Genomic DNA, 14,334 nt, shown 5'->3' on the forward strand with positions numbered 1-14,334 from the left:
GGATTTTTGGCCGTGGTGAAGGATCGGCTCGGGTTCGCCCTTTCCGGAGCGGATGAGGCAGCCGCTGCGCAATACGAGCGCGGGGTGAGCGAACTCCAGCGCTTTGTCGGTGATCCCGTCGGATCGGCGGACAAGGCGATCGCCGCTGCGCCCGATTTCGTCATGGCGCATGTGCTCAAGGGCTGGCTTTACGGCCTGTCCACAGAGCGAGAGGCGATGGCGGTGGCGCAGGATTGCCATTCGGCAGCCGCTGGGTTCGCGGCGACGGCGCGCGAAAAGGCGCATGTCGCCGCACTTGGGCGACTCGCTGCCGGGCATTGGCATGAGGCCGGGCATATTCTCGGAGAGCTGACGGCGGAGCACCCGCTTGATGCGCTTGCGCTGCAGGCCGGACATCAGATCGACTTCTTCACCGGCAATGCCCCGATGCTGCGCGATCGTATCGCCAGAGCGCTGCCGTCATGGGGCAAGAGCATGCCCGGTTATCACGCCATACTCGGCATGCAGGCCTTCGGCTTCGAGGAGATGGGCGATTACGTCAGGGCGGAAGCGCTGGGCCGCGAGGCAGTCGGGCTGGAGCCGCGCGACGGCTGGGCTCAGCATGCGGTGGCGCATGTGATGGAGATGCAGAGCCGACAGCGCGACGGCATCGCCTGGATGCGCGGCAACACCGACGCCTGGACGAAGGAGAGCTTTCTCCAGGTCCACAACTGGTGGCACCTGGCGCTGTTTCACTACGATCTCGGCGAGACCGACGAGGTACTCGCCCTTTATGACGGGCCGATCTACGGCGCGCAGTCGAAGCTGGCGCTCAACATGGTCGACGCCTCGGCGATCCTGTGGCGGCTTTGTCTCGGCGGCGTCGATGTCGGCGACCGCTGGGCCAAGCTCGCGGCAAACTGGATGCCCAAGGCCGCCGCCGGCAACTATGCCTTCAACGACGCGCATGCGATGATGGCCTTCGTCGGAGCCGGGCTCGAAGCGCCGGCCAAAGCGATGCTCGACGCCCAGCGCGAGGCGATTGCCCGCAACGACGACAATGCCGCCTTCACCCGTGACGTCGGCCATCCCGTCACCCTGGCGATCAAGGCCTTCGGCGAGGGGCGTTATGGCGAGACGGTGAGGCTACTCGAACCGGTCAGGGCCATCGCCCATCGCTTCGGTGGCAGCCACGCCCAGCGTGACGTGATCGAATTGACGCTGATCGAGGCGGCCCTGCGCAATCGCGACGACGGCCTTGCCGTGAAGCTCGCCTCCGCTCGCAACCACGCGCGGCCGGCGAGCCCGCTGTCGGGCCTGTTCGTCCAGCGCGCGGCACTGCTCGCACATGGCTGATTGAGGTCGAAAGCGCGTCGGTTACGCCGAAGATTTATTTTTTACGAGTTCCGAAATAAATGTCGACCCGGCCCCGGAATGTTTGCTAATAAGCAGCGTCCGGTGGAGGAACGGGACGATGGCAAGGCCGTTTTGCCTGTAGGCGATGAAGGCGGCCATGACGTGAGAGGATGGATGCGACGCGCGTCCGCGTCGCTCATTCGGGAGGAACGGCATGTATCTCGGGCTCGATCTCGGCACGTCAGGCGTGAAGGCGCTGCTGATGGACGCCGACCAGAAGATCATTGGTTCCGGCCATGGTTCGCTCGACGTCTCCAGGCCGCATCATGGCTGGTCCGAGCAGGATCCTGCCGACTGGATCCGCGCTACCGAGGAGGCGATCGCCGAGCTCAAGGCAGCGCATCCACGAGAACTGGCTGCCGTTCGCGGCATCGGCCTATCCGGCCAGATGCATGGCGCAACGCTGCTCGATGCCGCGGGCAAGGTGCTGCGCCCCTGCATCCTCTGGAACGACACACGCAGCTATGCCGAGGCGGCCGGCCTCGACGCCGATCCGCGCTTCCGCAAGATCACCGGCAACATCGTTTTCCCCGGCTTCACCGCGCCCAAGCTCGCCTGGGTTCGGGCCAACGAGCCCGACATCTTCGCCAGGGCGGCCAAGGTGCTGTTGCCCAAGGACTATCTCCGGCTCTGGCTGTCGGGCGAGTACATTTCCGAAATGTCCGACTCCGCCGGCACCTCCTGGCTCGATGTCGCAGCAAGGCGCTGGTCGCCGGAGCTACTCGCTGCCACAGGCCTTGGCATCGAGCACATGCCGTCGCTGGTCGAAGGCACCGACAGAGCCGGCACGCTACGCGGCGAGCTGGTGGCGAAATGGGGCATGGGGCAGGGCGTGGTGATTTCGGGCGGCGCCGGCGACAACGCGGCTTCCGCCTGCGGCATGGGTACGGTCAAGCCGGGAGCCGCATTCGTGTCGCTCGGCACGTCGGGCGTTTTGTTTGCCGCCAATGGCGCCTACCTGCCCAACCCGGCAAGTGCCGTCCATACCTTCTGCCATGCACTTCCCAATGCCTGGCACCAGATGGGCGTGATCCTGTCGGCGACGGACTCGCTCAACTGGTTGAGCACCATATCGGGCAAGGACGCGGCTGAACTGACACGCGAACTCGGCGACGAGTTGCGTGCGCCAACGGGCGTCACCTTCCTGCCCTATCTCTCGGGCGAACGGACCCCGCATAACGATGCGGCGATCCGCGGCTCCTTCACTGGTCTCGCCCATGAGATTGACCGGGCCGGCCTGACCCAGGCCGTGCTCGAAGGCGTGGCCTTTGCCTTCCGTGACAGTCTTGAAGCGCTGGCGTCTGCCGGAACGACGCTGACGCGCGTGACCGCCATCGGCGGCGGGTCACGCTCGCGCTACTGGCTGAAGTCGATTGCGACAGCGCTCGGCATGCCGGTCGACATTCCCGCCGACGGAGATTTCGGCGCCGCCTTTGGTGCCGCGCGCCTCGGTCTCATCGCAGCCGAGGGGGCCGACCCGCGCCAGGTCTGCACGCCGCCTGATACGGCCGAAACCATTGAGCCGGCGGCAGCGCTGGCAGACGCCTATGACGCGGCCTACCAGCGCTATCGCAAGCTCTATCCGGCGATCCGGGGGACGATGTGAACGCCCGGGCCAGATCAGCCCGGCACCTTGTCGAGGAAGCCGGTGACGATGCTGAGGCGGCCGTCCTTAAGCGTGGCGAAGTCGCTGCCTTCGATCACGGCTTCCGCGCCGTCAGGGCCGAGGCCCCAGGAGAAACGGATGTTGTCGCCGAAGCCGTCGGCCTTGCCCTTCAGCGTGAAGCGGAAGCCGGGGAACTGGCCGTGCACGCCTGCGATCAGCGCGTCGATGCCGGCATGGCCGTCGCCTTGCATGATCGGGTCGCGATAGCTGACGCCCGGGGCGAAGGCAGCTTCGACGAGCGGCTTGCGGGCGGCGGTGTCGATCTCGTTCCAGGCGGCGAAGTAGGCCTCGGCGATGGCGTTGTAGTCGGTCATTTCTGCTCTCCGTCAGGTTTGTCTTGGTTGACGCAATCCTTTTCGCAGCAGGCTCGACTGAAACCAATTACGCCTGAGGTAATCGAATACGGAATTCGGCGACTGCCCTTTTCAGGCGGTCATGCGTACTCACTGAAAGGAGTTCTCCCATGAGCACCGGCTATTTCGGCGACATCAAGCCCGTCCGCTACGAAGGCCCCGACAGCACCAATCCGCTGGCTTATCGTCATTACAACGCTGACGAGGTGGTGCTGGGCAAAAGGCTGGAAGACCATCTGCGTTTTGCGGTTGCCTACTGGCACACATTCGCCTGGCCGGGCGGCGATCCGTTCGGCGGGCAGACCTTCGAGAGGCCCTGGTTCGGAGAAACCATGGAGAACGCCAAGCTGAAGGCCGACGTCGCCTTCGAGCTGTTCTCGCTTTTGGGCGTTCCCTACTATTGTTTCCACGATGCCGATGTGCGGCCGGAAGGTGCCACCTTCGTCGAGAGTGCCAAGCGCCTCGACGAGATTGCCGACTATTTCGAAGGCAAGATGGCAAAATCAGGCGTCAAGCTGCTGTGGGGCACGGCGAACCTGTTTTCCAACCGCCGCTTCATGGCCGGTGCCGCGACCAATCCCGATCCCGATGTCTTTGCCTATGCGGCGGCGACGGTGAAGCATTGCATCGACGTCACCAAGCGGCTGAAGGGTGAGAACTACGTGCTGTGGGGCGGCCGGGAGGGTTATGAGACGCTGCTCAACACCGACATGGGCCGCGAGCTCGACCAGCTTGGCCGCTTCCTCAACCTTGTGGTCGACTACAAGCACAAGATCGGTTTCACCGGCACCATCCTTATCGAGCCGAAGCCACAGGAGCCGACCAAGCACCAGTATGATTACGACGTCGCCACCGTCTACGGCTTCCTCAGGAAGTACGGGCTGGAGAAGGAGGTGAAGGTCAATATCGAGCAGGGTCACGCGATCCTGGCCGGTCATTCCTTCGAGCACGAGCTGGCGACGGCCAATGCGCTCGGCATCTTCGGTTCCATCGACATGAACCGCAACGACTACCAGTCGGGCTGGGACACCGACCAGTTCCCCAACAACGTGCCGGAGATGGCGCTGGCCTATTACCAGGTGTTGCTGGGCGGCGGCTTCAAGACGGGCGGCACCAATTTCGACGCCAAGCTGCGCCGCCAGTCGCTCGATCCGGAGGACCTGCTGGTTGCCCATATCGGCGGCATGGATGCCTGCGCACGCGGCCTCAAGGCCGCGGCGAAGATGATCGAGGACAAGGCGCTGTCGGGACCGCTCGACAAACGTTACGCCGGCTGGAACTCGACCGAGGCCAAGGCGATGCTGGCTGGCGAGCGCAGCCTCGAGCAGATCGCGACGCGCGTGGTTGCAGAAGGCATCGAGCCCCAGCCGAAGTCGGGCCGGCAGGAATATCTGGAGAACGTCGTCAACCGCTACGTCTGACGGCATATCACGCCAACGATGGCGCCAGCCGCCGGGACTGGCGCCATTTTTTTGTCCGCGCTGTCCGATGTTCAAATCCAGCGGCGCTGCTACATGGCGGCCTGGAAAAACAGGGACGACGGCATGGACAAGCGCAACATCCTGGTGCGGCTGGCGAAGGCGGCTGATTTTGCCGAGGTGAAGCAGGTGCTGGCCGATACGTTCGAAAGCACGTGGCGGCCGGAGATCACAGCCGCGTCGGCCGAGCGCTATCTCACGTCGGATGTCGGCGGCCGTTACGTCGACAAAAACGGTCTCGCCTTCTGGGTGGCCGAGGTCGATGGCCGCATCGCCGGCATGGTGCACTGGAGCGGCGACTTCATCGAGGCGCTGCATGTGGCGGGGGCTTATCAGCGCATCGGTCTCGGCAAGTTGCTCCTGGTGCGGGCTGAGCAGGAGATCGGCAAGGCAGGTTTTGCCAAGGTGCGGCTCGAAACCGACACCTTCAACCAGCAGAGCCAGAGCTTTTATCGTGCAATGGGCTATGTCGAGATGAGGCGGTATCCCGACGAGGAATGGGACAGCGGACTGACCACGGTGCTGTTCGAAAAGCCGCTGGCCAAGGGCTGAGGGGCGCCCGGGACTCGGCATGATTGAGGCGGGCGCGGACACACACCCGTGCCCCCGAATTGCCTCTTTCTCGCCCTCAGGACGCCCGTCGAATCAGGGACTTAGCACCCCATGAGACGGGAACGAAAGACTTTCACCGGGGATACCCACGATCCGGCAATCGAGGCGTTGCTCGGCAAGGCCGCCGACGTCTCGTTCGTCGACCGCCTGATGGCGCTGCCGCCTCCGCCGCTGGAGCCGGAGCTGTCCGACGAGTGGACGCGCGCAGTGACGATGCGGCTCGAAGCCGTGCTCGCCCAGAACATGCGCGCGCATATCGATGCCGATGTTCGCGCCGCAGCCTGATCCCGACTGCGTGGTTTGACTGAGCGGGCAGGGTCCGCCATGCTCCCTTGCATGATACGCGCGGTCCTGCTCGACCTCTCTGGCGTCGTCTATGACGGGGACACGCCGATAGCGGGCGCGGTCGCGGCCATCGGACGGCTCCGTGCCGAGGGCCTGCCGATCCGCTTCGTCAGCAACACGACACGTTTGCCGCATCGGGCGATCGTCGCGCAACTTGCCGGCTTCGGCATAACCGTCGGTCGCGACGAGTTGTTCACGCCGGCGCGTGCCGCTGTCGAATGGCTCGCCCGCGACGGCTGCGTGCCGCATCTCCTGGTGCATCCCGACCTCGTGCCCGAATTCGCCGGCAACATGTTCGGCGACAGAAGGGCGGTGGTGGTCGGCGATGCCGCCGAGGCCTTCACCTATTCGGCGATGAACACAGCCTTCCGCCAGCTGATCGACGGTGCCGAGTTCCTGGCGCTTGCCGTCAACAGCACCTTCAAGGATGCCGATGGCGGGCTCAGCCTCGATGCCGGCGCCTTCGTCGCGGCACTCGAATTCGCCGCCGGCAAACAGGCGACGGTGCTGGGCAAGCCGGCGCGAGACTTTTTCCATGCCGCGTTGGCCGGGTTGGACTGTCCGCCTGATCAGGCGGTGATGGTCGGCGACGACGCGGAAAGTGATGTTGCAGGGGCCTTGAAGGCCGGCATCGGCTCGGCGCTTCTGGTGCGCACGGGCAAATATCGCGCCGGCGACGAAAGCCGCCACGTGCCGCATCCGAGTGCCGTCGTCGACGATCTCATGGCAGCGGTCGAGTGGATTCTTCGCAAACGCAGCTAACCCCGCCGCATGCGCACCGGAGGAGTGCCGAAGGCATGCGAGAAGCTCCGTGAAAACGCTGCCGCCGACGAAAACCCCGTCCGTTCCGCCACCTCGGCCATGCTGACGCGCGTGTCGACCACCAGCCGGCGGGCGGCGTTCAACCTCAGCCTCAGGTAATAGGCGCCCGGAGTCTCGCCGATCGACGTGCGAAAAATGCTTTCGAGCGTGCGCGCGGTGACGCCGGCACGTTTGGCGATCGCGGCAATTGTCAGCGGCTGGTCGACATGCGCTTCCATCAGCCGGATCGCCTGGGCGAGGCGCGGGTCGTAGCCGTCGAGCCGGCCAAGCGAGACCAGCGGCTGCGCGTCGGTGGCGGCGCGCGACTGGTCGTAGATGAAGACGCTGGCGACATCGAGCGCGGTCGCCATGCCCAACCGCGAGCGCACCAGATGCAGCATCAGGTCGAAGGTCGGGGCGGCCCCGCCGGAGGTGAAGACCGGGCCGTCGATGATGTAGCGATCGGGGCGGACCTCGACGTCGGGAAAAGCGGCGGCGAAATCCTCCATGTCCTCCCAGTGGGTGGTGGCCGCACGCCCTTCCAAAAGGCCGGTGCGGGCGACCAGCCAGGTGCCGGCTTCGATGCCGCCCGCAGCACGCGCCTTGCGGGCGCAGCGCCTGATGCCGCCGAGCAGCTTCGACGTGGCGTAGCCTTGCGTGCCGAATCCGGCGATGACCATCAGCACGTCGCAGGCGTCGTCGGGGTCGAAGGCGCCGGAGACCGCCACCGGCAGGCCGCAGGTGGTGATGGCCGGCTCGCCGCTGGCGGAGACAAGCCGGAAGTCGAAATGCGTCTCACCTGATATGCGGTTGGCGGCGCGCAGCGGGTCGACGGCTGACGCGACGCACATGATGGACGCGCCGGAAAAGACCAACATCGTCACCTTGAGCGGCGAGCGCTCTTCGCGAAAGATTGTCGGCTTTTCGCTTTTTGCCATTTGGCTTTCGTAAAACGCAAAACATGTCGACGCAAGCGGCGCAATGATCTGCCCGGAATTGCTGCTGGGAGGAAATGCGATGCCGCTCGAAATGAACCGCGAGGTCTTCATTACCTGTGCCGTGACCGGGTCCGGCGGCACGCAGGATCGCAGCCACCTCGTGCCGCGTTCGCCCAAGCAGATCGCCGACTCGGCCATCGAAGCGGCCAAGGCTGGTGCGGCTATCGTCCATTGCCATGTCCGCGACCCCGAGACCGGCAAGCCGCGCCGCGACATCCATCTCTACCGCGAGGTGACCGAGCGCATCCGCGACGCCAATGTCGATGTGGTGCTGAACCTGACCGCCGGCATGGGCGGCGACATGGTGTTTGGCGGCGTCGAGAACCCGCTGCCGCTGAAAGAAGCCGGCACCGACATGGGCGGTGCCACGAACCGCGTCGAGCATGTGCGCCAGTGCCTGCCCGAGATCTGCACGCTCGACTGCGGCACGATGAATTTCGCCGAGGCCGACTACGTCATGACGAACACGCCGGGCATGCTGCGCGCCATGGGCGGCATGATGACCGCGATGGGCGTCAAGCCCGAGATCGAAGCCTTCGACACCGGCCATCTGTGGTTTGCCAAGCAACTGGTGGAGGAGGGGGTGCTGGCGCCCGACGCGCTGGTGCAACTGTGCATGGGCGTGCCGTGGGGCGCGCCGGACGACCTCAACACCTTCATGGCGATGGTCAACAACGTGCCGAAGAGCTGGACCTTTTCTGCCTTCTCGCTTGGCCGCAACCAGATGGCCTATGCGGCGGCGGCGGTGCTTGCCGGCGGCAATGTGCGCGTCGGCCTCGAGGACAATCTCTGGCTCGACAAGGGGGTGCTGGCCACCAATGCGCAACTGGTCGAGAAGGCGGTGACCGTCGTCGAGACCTTGGGCGCGCGGGTCATCGGGCCAGAAGAGGTGCGCAAGAAGCTCAACCTCGTCAAGCGCGCGCCGCTGGCGGCGTAGCAGATCGCGAACGTGGCATTCCTTCGCGCCCCCCTCTGTCCTGCCGGACATCTCCCCCTCAAGGGGGGAGATTGGCTGGCCGCAATGGGGTCGCCAACCGCCAACGCTGCAAGCACAGCGCGAAAATTGAAGCTGCCAATCTCCCCCCTTGAGGGGGAGATGTCCGGCAGGACAGAGGGGGGCAACGTAGAGTGTTACGCCCTCGGTGAGAGGGAGTTCACACAATGACAATCGCAAAGGCGGCCGCCATTGGCGGCGGGGTGATCGGCGCGGGCTGGGTGGCGCGGCTGCTGCTCAACGGCATCGACGTGTCGATCTTCGATCCCGACCCGGAGGCGTCCCGCAAGGTCGGCGAGGTGATGAAGGGTGCGCGTCGCGCCTACAAGCAGATGGTTTCAGGCGGCCTGCCCAAGGAGGGCAAGCTGACCTATGCCAAGACCATTGCCGAGGCGGTGGCCGACGCCGACTTCATCCAGGAAAGCGTGCCCGAACGGCTCGACCTCAAGCACAAGGTGCTGGCCGAGATCGACATGCATGCGCCAGCCAATGCGATCATCGGTTCCTCCACTTCGGGCATCAAGCCGTCCGACATGCAGGTGGCGATGAAGAAGCACCCCGAAAGACTGGTGGTCGGCCATCCGTTCAATCCGGTCTACCTCCTGCCGATCGTCGAGATCGTCGGTGGTATCAAGACCTTCCCCGAGGCCATCGAGGTCGCCAAGGAGATCTATTCCTCCATCGGCATGAAGCCCGTCGTCATCCGCAAGGAGATCGAAGCCTTTGTCGGTGACCGCCTGCTGGAAGCGGCCTGGCGCGAGGCGCTGTGGCTGATCAAGGACGGCATCTGCTCGGTCGAGGAGCTCGACGACATCATGCGCTACGGCTTCGGCCTGCGCTGGGCGCAGATGGGCATGTTCCAGGTCTACCGCATCGCCGGCGGCGAAGCCGGCATGCGCCACTTCATGGCCCAGTTCGGACCGTGCCTGCAGTGGCCGTGGACCAAGCTGATGGATGTGCCGGAGTTCAACGACGAGCTGGTCGACCTGATCGCCGGCCAGTCCGACGATCAGTCGTCGAAGTGGTCGATCCGCGAGCTGGAGAAGATCCGCGACGACAACCTGGTCGCGATCATGGATGCGCTGTCGAAGCAGAACAAGGGCAAGGGCTGGGGCGCCGGCGCGCTTTACAAGGATTACACCAAACAGCTCGCGGCGCAGGCGAAGCCCAAGGTCTCGAAGGCAGCCGAGAAGGCCAAAGCGAGCAAGCCGGCGAAGAAGGCGGCGAAGGCTGCCAAGAAGAAGGGCTGAGGCGATGCAGGTTGGGGAGGTCGACCCCCACTCCGGTTTGCTGCGCAAACCACCTCTCCCCCGTTCGACGCGGGAGAGGAAGGCCTGCCGCGAGCTTGGCACCTTTCCTCTCCCCCGGGCAGGGGGAGAGGTGGCGCGCGCAGCGCGACGGAGTGGGGGTGCTTCCGTCTCGGTACAGCAATCGAGGAAGGGCTAAGTCATGCATTTCGGTCTGTCCGAAGAACAGCAGCTGATCGTCGACACGACGCGGGCCTTCGTCGAGAACGAGCTTTATCCGCATGAGCAGGAGGTCGAACGATCAGGCCATCTCCGGCGCGAGCTGATCGAGGAGATCAAGGCAAAAGCGATGTCAGCCGGGCTTTATGCCGCCAACATGCCCGCGGATGTCGGTGGCGCCGGGCTCGATACGCTGACCTGGCTGCTCTACGAAAAGGAGCTTGGCCGCGCCAACTATGCGCTGCACTGGACCTGCGTGGCGCGCCCGTCCAACATCCTGCTTGCCGGCACGCCGGAACAGCGCGAGAGATATCTGTTCCCCTGCATTCGCGGCGAGAAGTGGGACTGCCTGGCCATGACCGAGCCGGGCGCCGGCTCCGACCTGCGCGGCATGAAGGCTTCTGCCGTCGAGAAGGACGGCGACTGGGTGCTGAACGGCACCAAGCATTTTATCTCCCACGCCGACCTTGCCGATTTCGCCATCGTCTTCATGGCGTCTGGCGAAGAAGACACGCCGCGTGGCAAGCGCAAGAAGATCACCGCCTTCTTCGTCGACAAGGGCACGCCTGGCTTCACTGTCCGCGACGGCTACCGCAACGTCTCGCATCGCGGTTACACCAATTCGGTTCTGGAGTTCGACGACTGCCGTCTGCCGGCGAGCCAGATCCTTGGCGAGGTGCACAAGGGTTTCGAGGTCGCCAACAGCTGGCTGGGCGCGACGCGCCTGCAGGTCGGCGCCACCTGTCTCGGCCGTGCCGAACGTGCATTGAACCATGCCGTGGACTATGCCGCCCAGCGCCAGCAGTTCGGCCAGCAAATCGGCAAGTTCCAGGGCGTGTCGTTCAAGCTGGCCGACATGGCGACCGAGCTCAAGGCAGCCGAGCTGATGGTGATGGAGGCAGGCTGGAAATACGACCAGGGCACGGTCACCGACCAGGACATGGCGATGGCCAAGCTCAAGGCCACCGAGATGCTGGCCTTCGTCGCCGACGAGGCAATCCAGATCCATGGCGGCATGGGCCTTATGGATGACCTGCCGCTGGAGCGCATCTGGCGCGACGCCCGCGTCGAGCGCATCTGGGAAGGCACGTCGGAAATCCAGCGGCACATCATCTCGCGCGCATTGCTCAGGGCGGTGGGCGGATGATGTTGGGGCTGCGCAGGCGGCAAAAAAGTTTGACCTTGCTCCTCGGGGCAAGGTGGCCCGCAGGGCCGGGTGGGGGTGGAAATGAGTAGCTCGACTTTGACCACCTCCACCCCGAAGCTTTCAGGTCGAACACGGCTCGAACGCCTGCTGCGCCCGAAGTCGATTGCCGTGTTCGGCGGCTCGCAGGCCGCCGCCGTGGTCAAGCAGTGCCTGAAGATGGGTTTCGCCGGCGACATCTGGCCGGTGCATCCGACCAGGGACGAGGTCGAGGGCATCAGAACCTTTCGCTCGGTGGCCGAGCTGCCTGCGGCCCCCGATGCGGCCTTTGTCGGCGTCAACCGCTTCCTGACCATCGAGGTGATCGCGCAGCTTGCCGCGCGCGATGCCGGCGGGGCGATCTGCTTTGCCTCCGGCTTTCTCGAGGCCGGTAACGACGATGCCGACGGCGAGCGGCTGCAGTCGGAACTGGTGGCGGCGGCAGGCGCGATGCCGGTCATCGGACCCAATTGCTACGGCCTGATCAACTATGCCGACGGCGCGCTGTTGTGGCCCGACCAGCACGGTGGCCAGAGGCTCGCGCCTGAGGGGCGCGGCGTTGCCATCATCACGCAATCGTCCAACATCGCCTGCAACCTGACCATGCAGAAGCGAGGCCTGCCGGTAGCCTTCCTGATGACGGCCGGCAACCAGGCGCAGACCGGCCTCTCCGAAATGGCGTTGGGCCTGATCGAGGACGAGCGCGTGTCGTGCCTCGGCCTGCACATCGAGGGGTTCGACACCGTGGCGGGCTTCGAGCGGCTGGCGGTCCGGGCGCGCGAACTGAACAAACCGATCGTCGCCATGAAAGTGGGCCGCTCCGAGCAGGCGCAGAAGGCGACGATCTCGCACACCGCGTCGCTCGCCGGCTCCGACGCCGCATCCGATGCGTTCCTCAAGCGGCTGGGCATCGCCCGCGTCGACACCATCCCGTCGCTGCTCGAGACACTGAAGCTGCTGCATGCCTTGGGACCACTGCCCGGCTTCACCCTGTCGTCGATGAGTTGCTCGGGTGGCGAAGCCTCGGTCATGGCCGACAGCGCCGAGGGGCGGCGGGTGCGTTTCCCGGCGCTTAAGCCTGACCACTATGCGCGGATAAAATCGACGCTCGGCGCTTTTGTGGCGGTCGCCAATCCGCTCGACTACCACACCTTCATCTGGAACGACGAACCGGCGATGACGGCCACTTTCACCGCCATGGCATCTGATAGCTTCGACCTCAACATGCTGGTGCTCGACTTCCCGCGTAACGACCGTTGCTCGGATGCCGACTGGTGGCCGACGGTGCGCGCCTTCGAGGCGGCGCTGAAAGCCAATGGCGCGTCTGGCGCGGTGGTGGCGTCGATGTCGGAGAACCTGACCGAGGAGCACGCCGCCGACCTGTTTGCGCGCGGCATCGTGCCGTTGCAGGGCATAGCGGAGGCGATGGACGCGGCAGAGGCTGCCGCGTTTGTCGGCGAGGCGTGGCGTAGGCCGGTTGCTGCGGCGGTAGGGCGTGGTGCTGATGCATCCCGCTCCGGCCAAAGGCTAGAAAGGGGCGACGCCAAGGCGATATTTGACGAAGCCGCTGCCAAGTTCCTGCTGCGCGACGCCGGCCTGGCCGTGCCGAGCGGTCGTCGCGCGGCAAGCGTTGCGGAGGCCATCGCGGCTGCGGAGTCGCTGGGCTATCCGGTTGCGCTCAAGGCGCTCGGCGTGACCCACAAGAGCGAACTCGGTGCCGTCAGGCTCAACCTGCGGACCGGCGAGGAGGTCGACGCGGCGGCTGCAGCCCTTTTGCTGCTCGGCTCCGGCCTCTATGTCGAAAAGATGGTCTTGGGCGGTGTGGCCGAGCTGATCGTCGGTGTCACCAGCGATCCGCTGTTCGGGCCCGTCATGACCATCGGCAGCGGCGGTGTACTGGTCGAGCTGATGAAAGACAGTGCCACGCTGCTTTTGCCCGCCTCGCGCGGCGAGGTTGCAGCGGCGCTCACGGGGCTGAAGATGTCCCCGTTGCTCCAAGGCTATCGCGGCCGCGCCAGGGCGGATGTCGGTGCCGCAATCGATGCGATCATGGCCATATCAGGCTTCGTGTCCCATCATGCCGATGCAATCGAGGAACTCGATATCAATCCGCTGATCGTCTGTGGTGAAGGGCAGGGCGCCTGGATTGCGGATGCGCTACTGGTGACGGCCTAGAGGGAGAGAAAAAATGTCCGATGTCGTGAAAACCCGTCGCGAGGGTGCGATCCTCGAAGTTACGCTCGACCGGCCCAAGGCCAATGCCATCGATCTCGCTACGTCACGGCTGCTGGGCGAGACCTTCAAGACCTTTCGCGACGATGACGGCCTGCGCGTCGCCATCGTCAGGACGGCGGGGGAAAAATTCTTCTCGGCCGGGTGGGACCTGAAGGCCGCCGCCAGTGGCGATGCGGTCGACGGCGACTACGGCGTCGGCGGCTTCGGCGGGCTGCAGGAACTGCGTGACCTCAACAAGCCGGTGATTGCCTGCGTCAACGGCATGGCGGTGGGCGGCGGCTTCGAACTGGCGCTGTCCTGCGACCTGATCTACGCCTCCGAGCATTCGAGCTTCGCACTGCCCGAGATCCGTGCGGGCACGCTTGCCGACGCCGCGACCATCAAGCTGCCCAAGCGCATTCCCTACCACGTGGCGATGGATCTCCTGCTCACCGGGCGCTGGATGGACGTGGCTGAGGCGCATCGCTGGGGCCTGGTCAACGAGGTGCTGCCGGCCGACAGGCTGGAGGACCGCGTCTGGGAAATCGCCCGGTTGCTTGCGGGCGGTCCGCCGCTGGTCTTCGCCGCCATCAAGGAGGTGGCGCGCGCGGCCGAGGGAACCAGCTTCCAGGAAACGATGAACCGCATCACCAAGCGGCAATTCCGAACGGTCGACGAACTCTACGCCTCGGAGGACAATCTCGAAGGCTTCAAGGCGTTTGCGGAGAAGCGCGATCCGGTGTGGAAGGGGAAGTAGGGAAGCCTAACGTCATGGTCGAGTTGCGTCATGCCCCAACGAGGCGCGCGCAGGAGTGCTACCGGAGCCTGC

At 65.1% G+C, this 14,334-nt stretch carries 13 protein-coding genes; 11 read left to right on the forward strand and 2 right to left on the reverse strand.

Going from position 1 to position 14,334, the window contains the following annotated elements:
* Nucleotides 1-15 precede the first annotated feature (15 nt).
* Together N7E70_RS09165 and xylB are read left to right on the forward strand one after the other, a co-directional pair.
* Nucleotides 16-1,335: a tetratricopeptide repeat protein gene (locus tag N7E70_RS09165; protein WP_263006168.1), complete on the forward strand. Its 1,320-nt coding sequence runs from the start codon at nt 16-18 to the stop codon at nt 1,333-1,335.
* 214 nt (nt 1,336-1,549) lie between these two features.
* Nucleotides 1,550-3,001, forward strand: coding sequence for a xylulokinase (gene xylB / locus N7E70_RS09170; RefSeq protein ID WP_263006136.1), 1,452 nt, complete (start codon nt 1,550-1,552; stop codon nt 2,999-3,001).
* A gap of 14 nt (nt 3,002-3,015) precedes the next feature.
* Here xylB and N7E70_RS09175 read toward each other — a convergent pair whose 3' ends face one another.
* A complete protein-coding gene (locus N7E70_RS09175; protein ID WP_263006137.1) occupies nt 3,016-3,375 on the reverse strand; it encodes a nuclear transport factor 2 family protein in 360 nt (119 codons plus the stop codon).
* Between the two features lie 149 nt (nt 3,376-3,524).
* Here N7E70_RS09175 and xylA point away from each other — a divergent pair, with 149 nt between their 5' ends.
* The 4 genes from xylA to N7E70_RS09195 all read left to right on the forward strand — a co-directional run bounded on the left by xylA (nt 3,525) and on the right by N7E70_RS09195 (nt 6,611).
* Complete coding sequence (gene xylA, locus N7E70_RS09180; protein WP_263006138.1) at nt 3,525-4,835, forward strand: xylose isomerase; 1,311 nt, start codon at nt 3,525-3,527, stop codon at nt 4,833-4,835.
* Between the two features lie 93 nt (nt 4,836-4,928).
* The gene (locus N7E70_RS09185; protein ID WP_269441451.1) at nt 4,929-5,444 is read left to right on the forward strand and encodes a GNAT family N-acetyltransferase; all 516 of its coding nucleotides are present in this window, start codon (nt 4,929-4,931) and stop codon (nt 5,442-5,444) included.
* Nucleotides 5,445-5,555: 111 nt separating this feature from the next.
* Nucleotides 5,556-5,789, forward strand: coding sequence for a hypothetical protein (locus N7E70_RS09190; RefSeq protein WP_263006140.1), 234 nt, complete (start codon nt 5,556-5,558; stop codon nt 5,787-5,789).
* A gap of 51 nt (nt 5,790-5,840) precedes the next feature.
* On the forward strand, nt 5,841-6,611 hold the full coding sequence (locus N7E70_RS09195) for a TIGR01458 family HAD-type hydrolase (RefSeq protein ID WP_263006141.1): 771 nt from the start codon (nt 5,841-5,843) through the stop codon (nt 6,609-6,611).
* Here the strand turns inward: N7E70_RS09195 and N7E70_RS09200 are convergent.
* A complete protein-coding gene (locus N7E70_RS09200; RefSeq protein ID WP_263006142.1) occupies nt 6,608-7,588 on the reverse strand; it encodes a GlxA family transcriptional regulator in 981 nt (326 codons plus the stop codon). The two genes, N7E70_RS09195 and N7E70_RS09200, sit on opposite strands and share 4 nt — an antisense overlap.
* Nucleotides 7,589-7,667: 79 nt before the next feature.
* On the opposite strand from N7E70_RS09200, the gene N7E70_RS09205 reads away from it, so the two are divergent.
* From N7E70_RS09205 to N7E70_RS09225, 5 genes are all read left to right on the forward strand, one after another.
* On the forward strand, nt 7,668-8,585 hold the full coding sequence (locus N7E70_RS09205; RefSeq protein WP_263006143.1) for a 3-keto-5-aminohexanoate cleavage protein: 918 nt from the start codon (nt 7,668-7,670) through the stop codon (nt 8,583-8,585).
* Nucleotides 8,586-8,809: 224 nt separating this feature from the next.
* Entirely contained in the window at nt 8,810-9,892 is a 1,083-nt protein-coding gene (locus N7E70_RS09210; protein ID WP_263006144.1) for a carnitine 3-dehydrogenase, read from the forward strand.
* Between the two features lie 199 nt (nt 9,893-10,091).
* Complete coding sequence (locus N7E70_RS09215) at nt 10,092-11,255, forward strand: acyl-CoA dehydrogenase family protein (RefSeq protein ID WP_263006145.1); 1,164 nt, start codon at nt 10,092-10,094, stop codon at nt 11,253-11,255.
* A gap of 81 nt (nt 11,256-11,336) precedes the next feature.
* On the forward strand, nt 11,337-13,466 hold the full coding sequence (locus tag N7E70_RS09220) for an acetate--CoA ligase family protein (protein ID WP_263006146.1): 2,130 nt from the start codon (nt 11,337-11,339) through the stop codon (nt 13,464-13,466).
* A gap of 13 nt (nt 13,467-13,479) precedes the next feature.
* Nucleotides 13,480-14,262, forward strand: coding sequence for a carnitinyl-CoA dehydratase (locus N7E70_RS09225; RefSeq protein WP_263006147.1), 783 nt, complete (start codon nt 13,480-13,482; stop codon nt 14,260-14,262).
* The last annotated feature ends 72 nt before the right edge of the window (nt 14,263-14,334 follow it).

The sequence above is a fragment of the Aminobacter sp. NyZ550 genome (assembly GCF_025628925.2).
Lineage (GTDB): Bacteria > Pseudomonadota > Alphaproteobacteria > Rhizobiales > Rhizobiaceae > Aminobacter > Aminobacter ciceronei.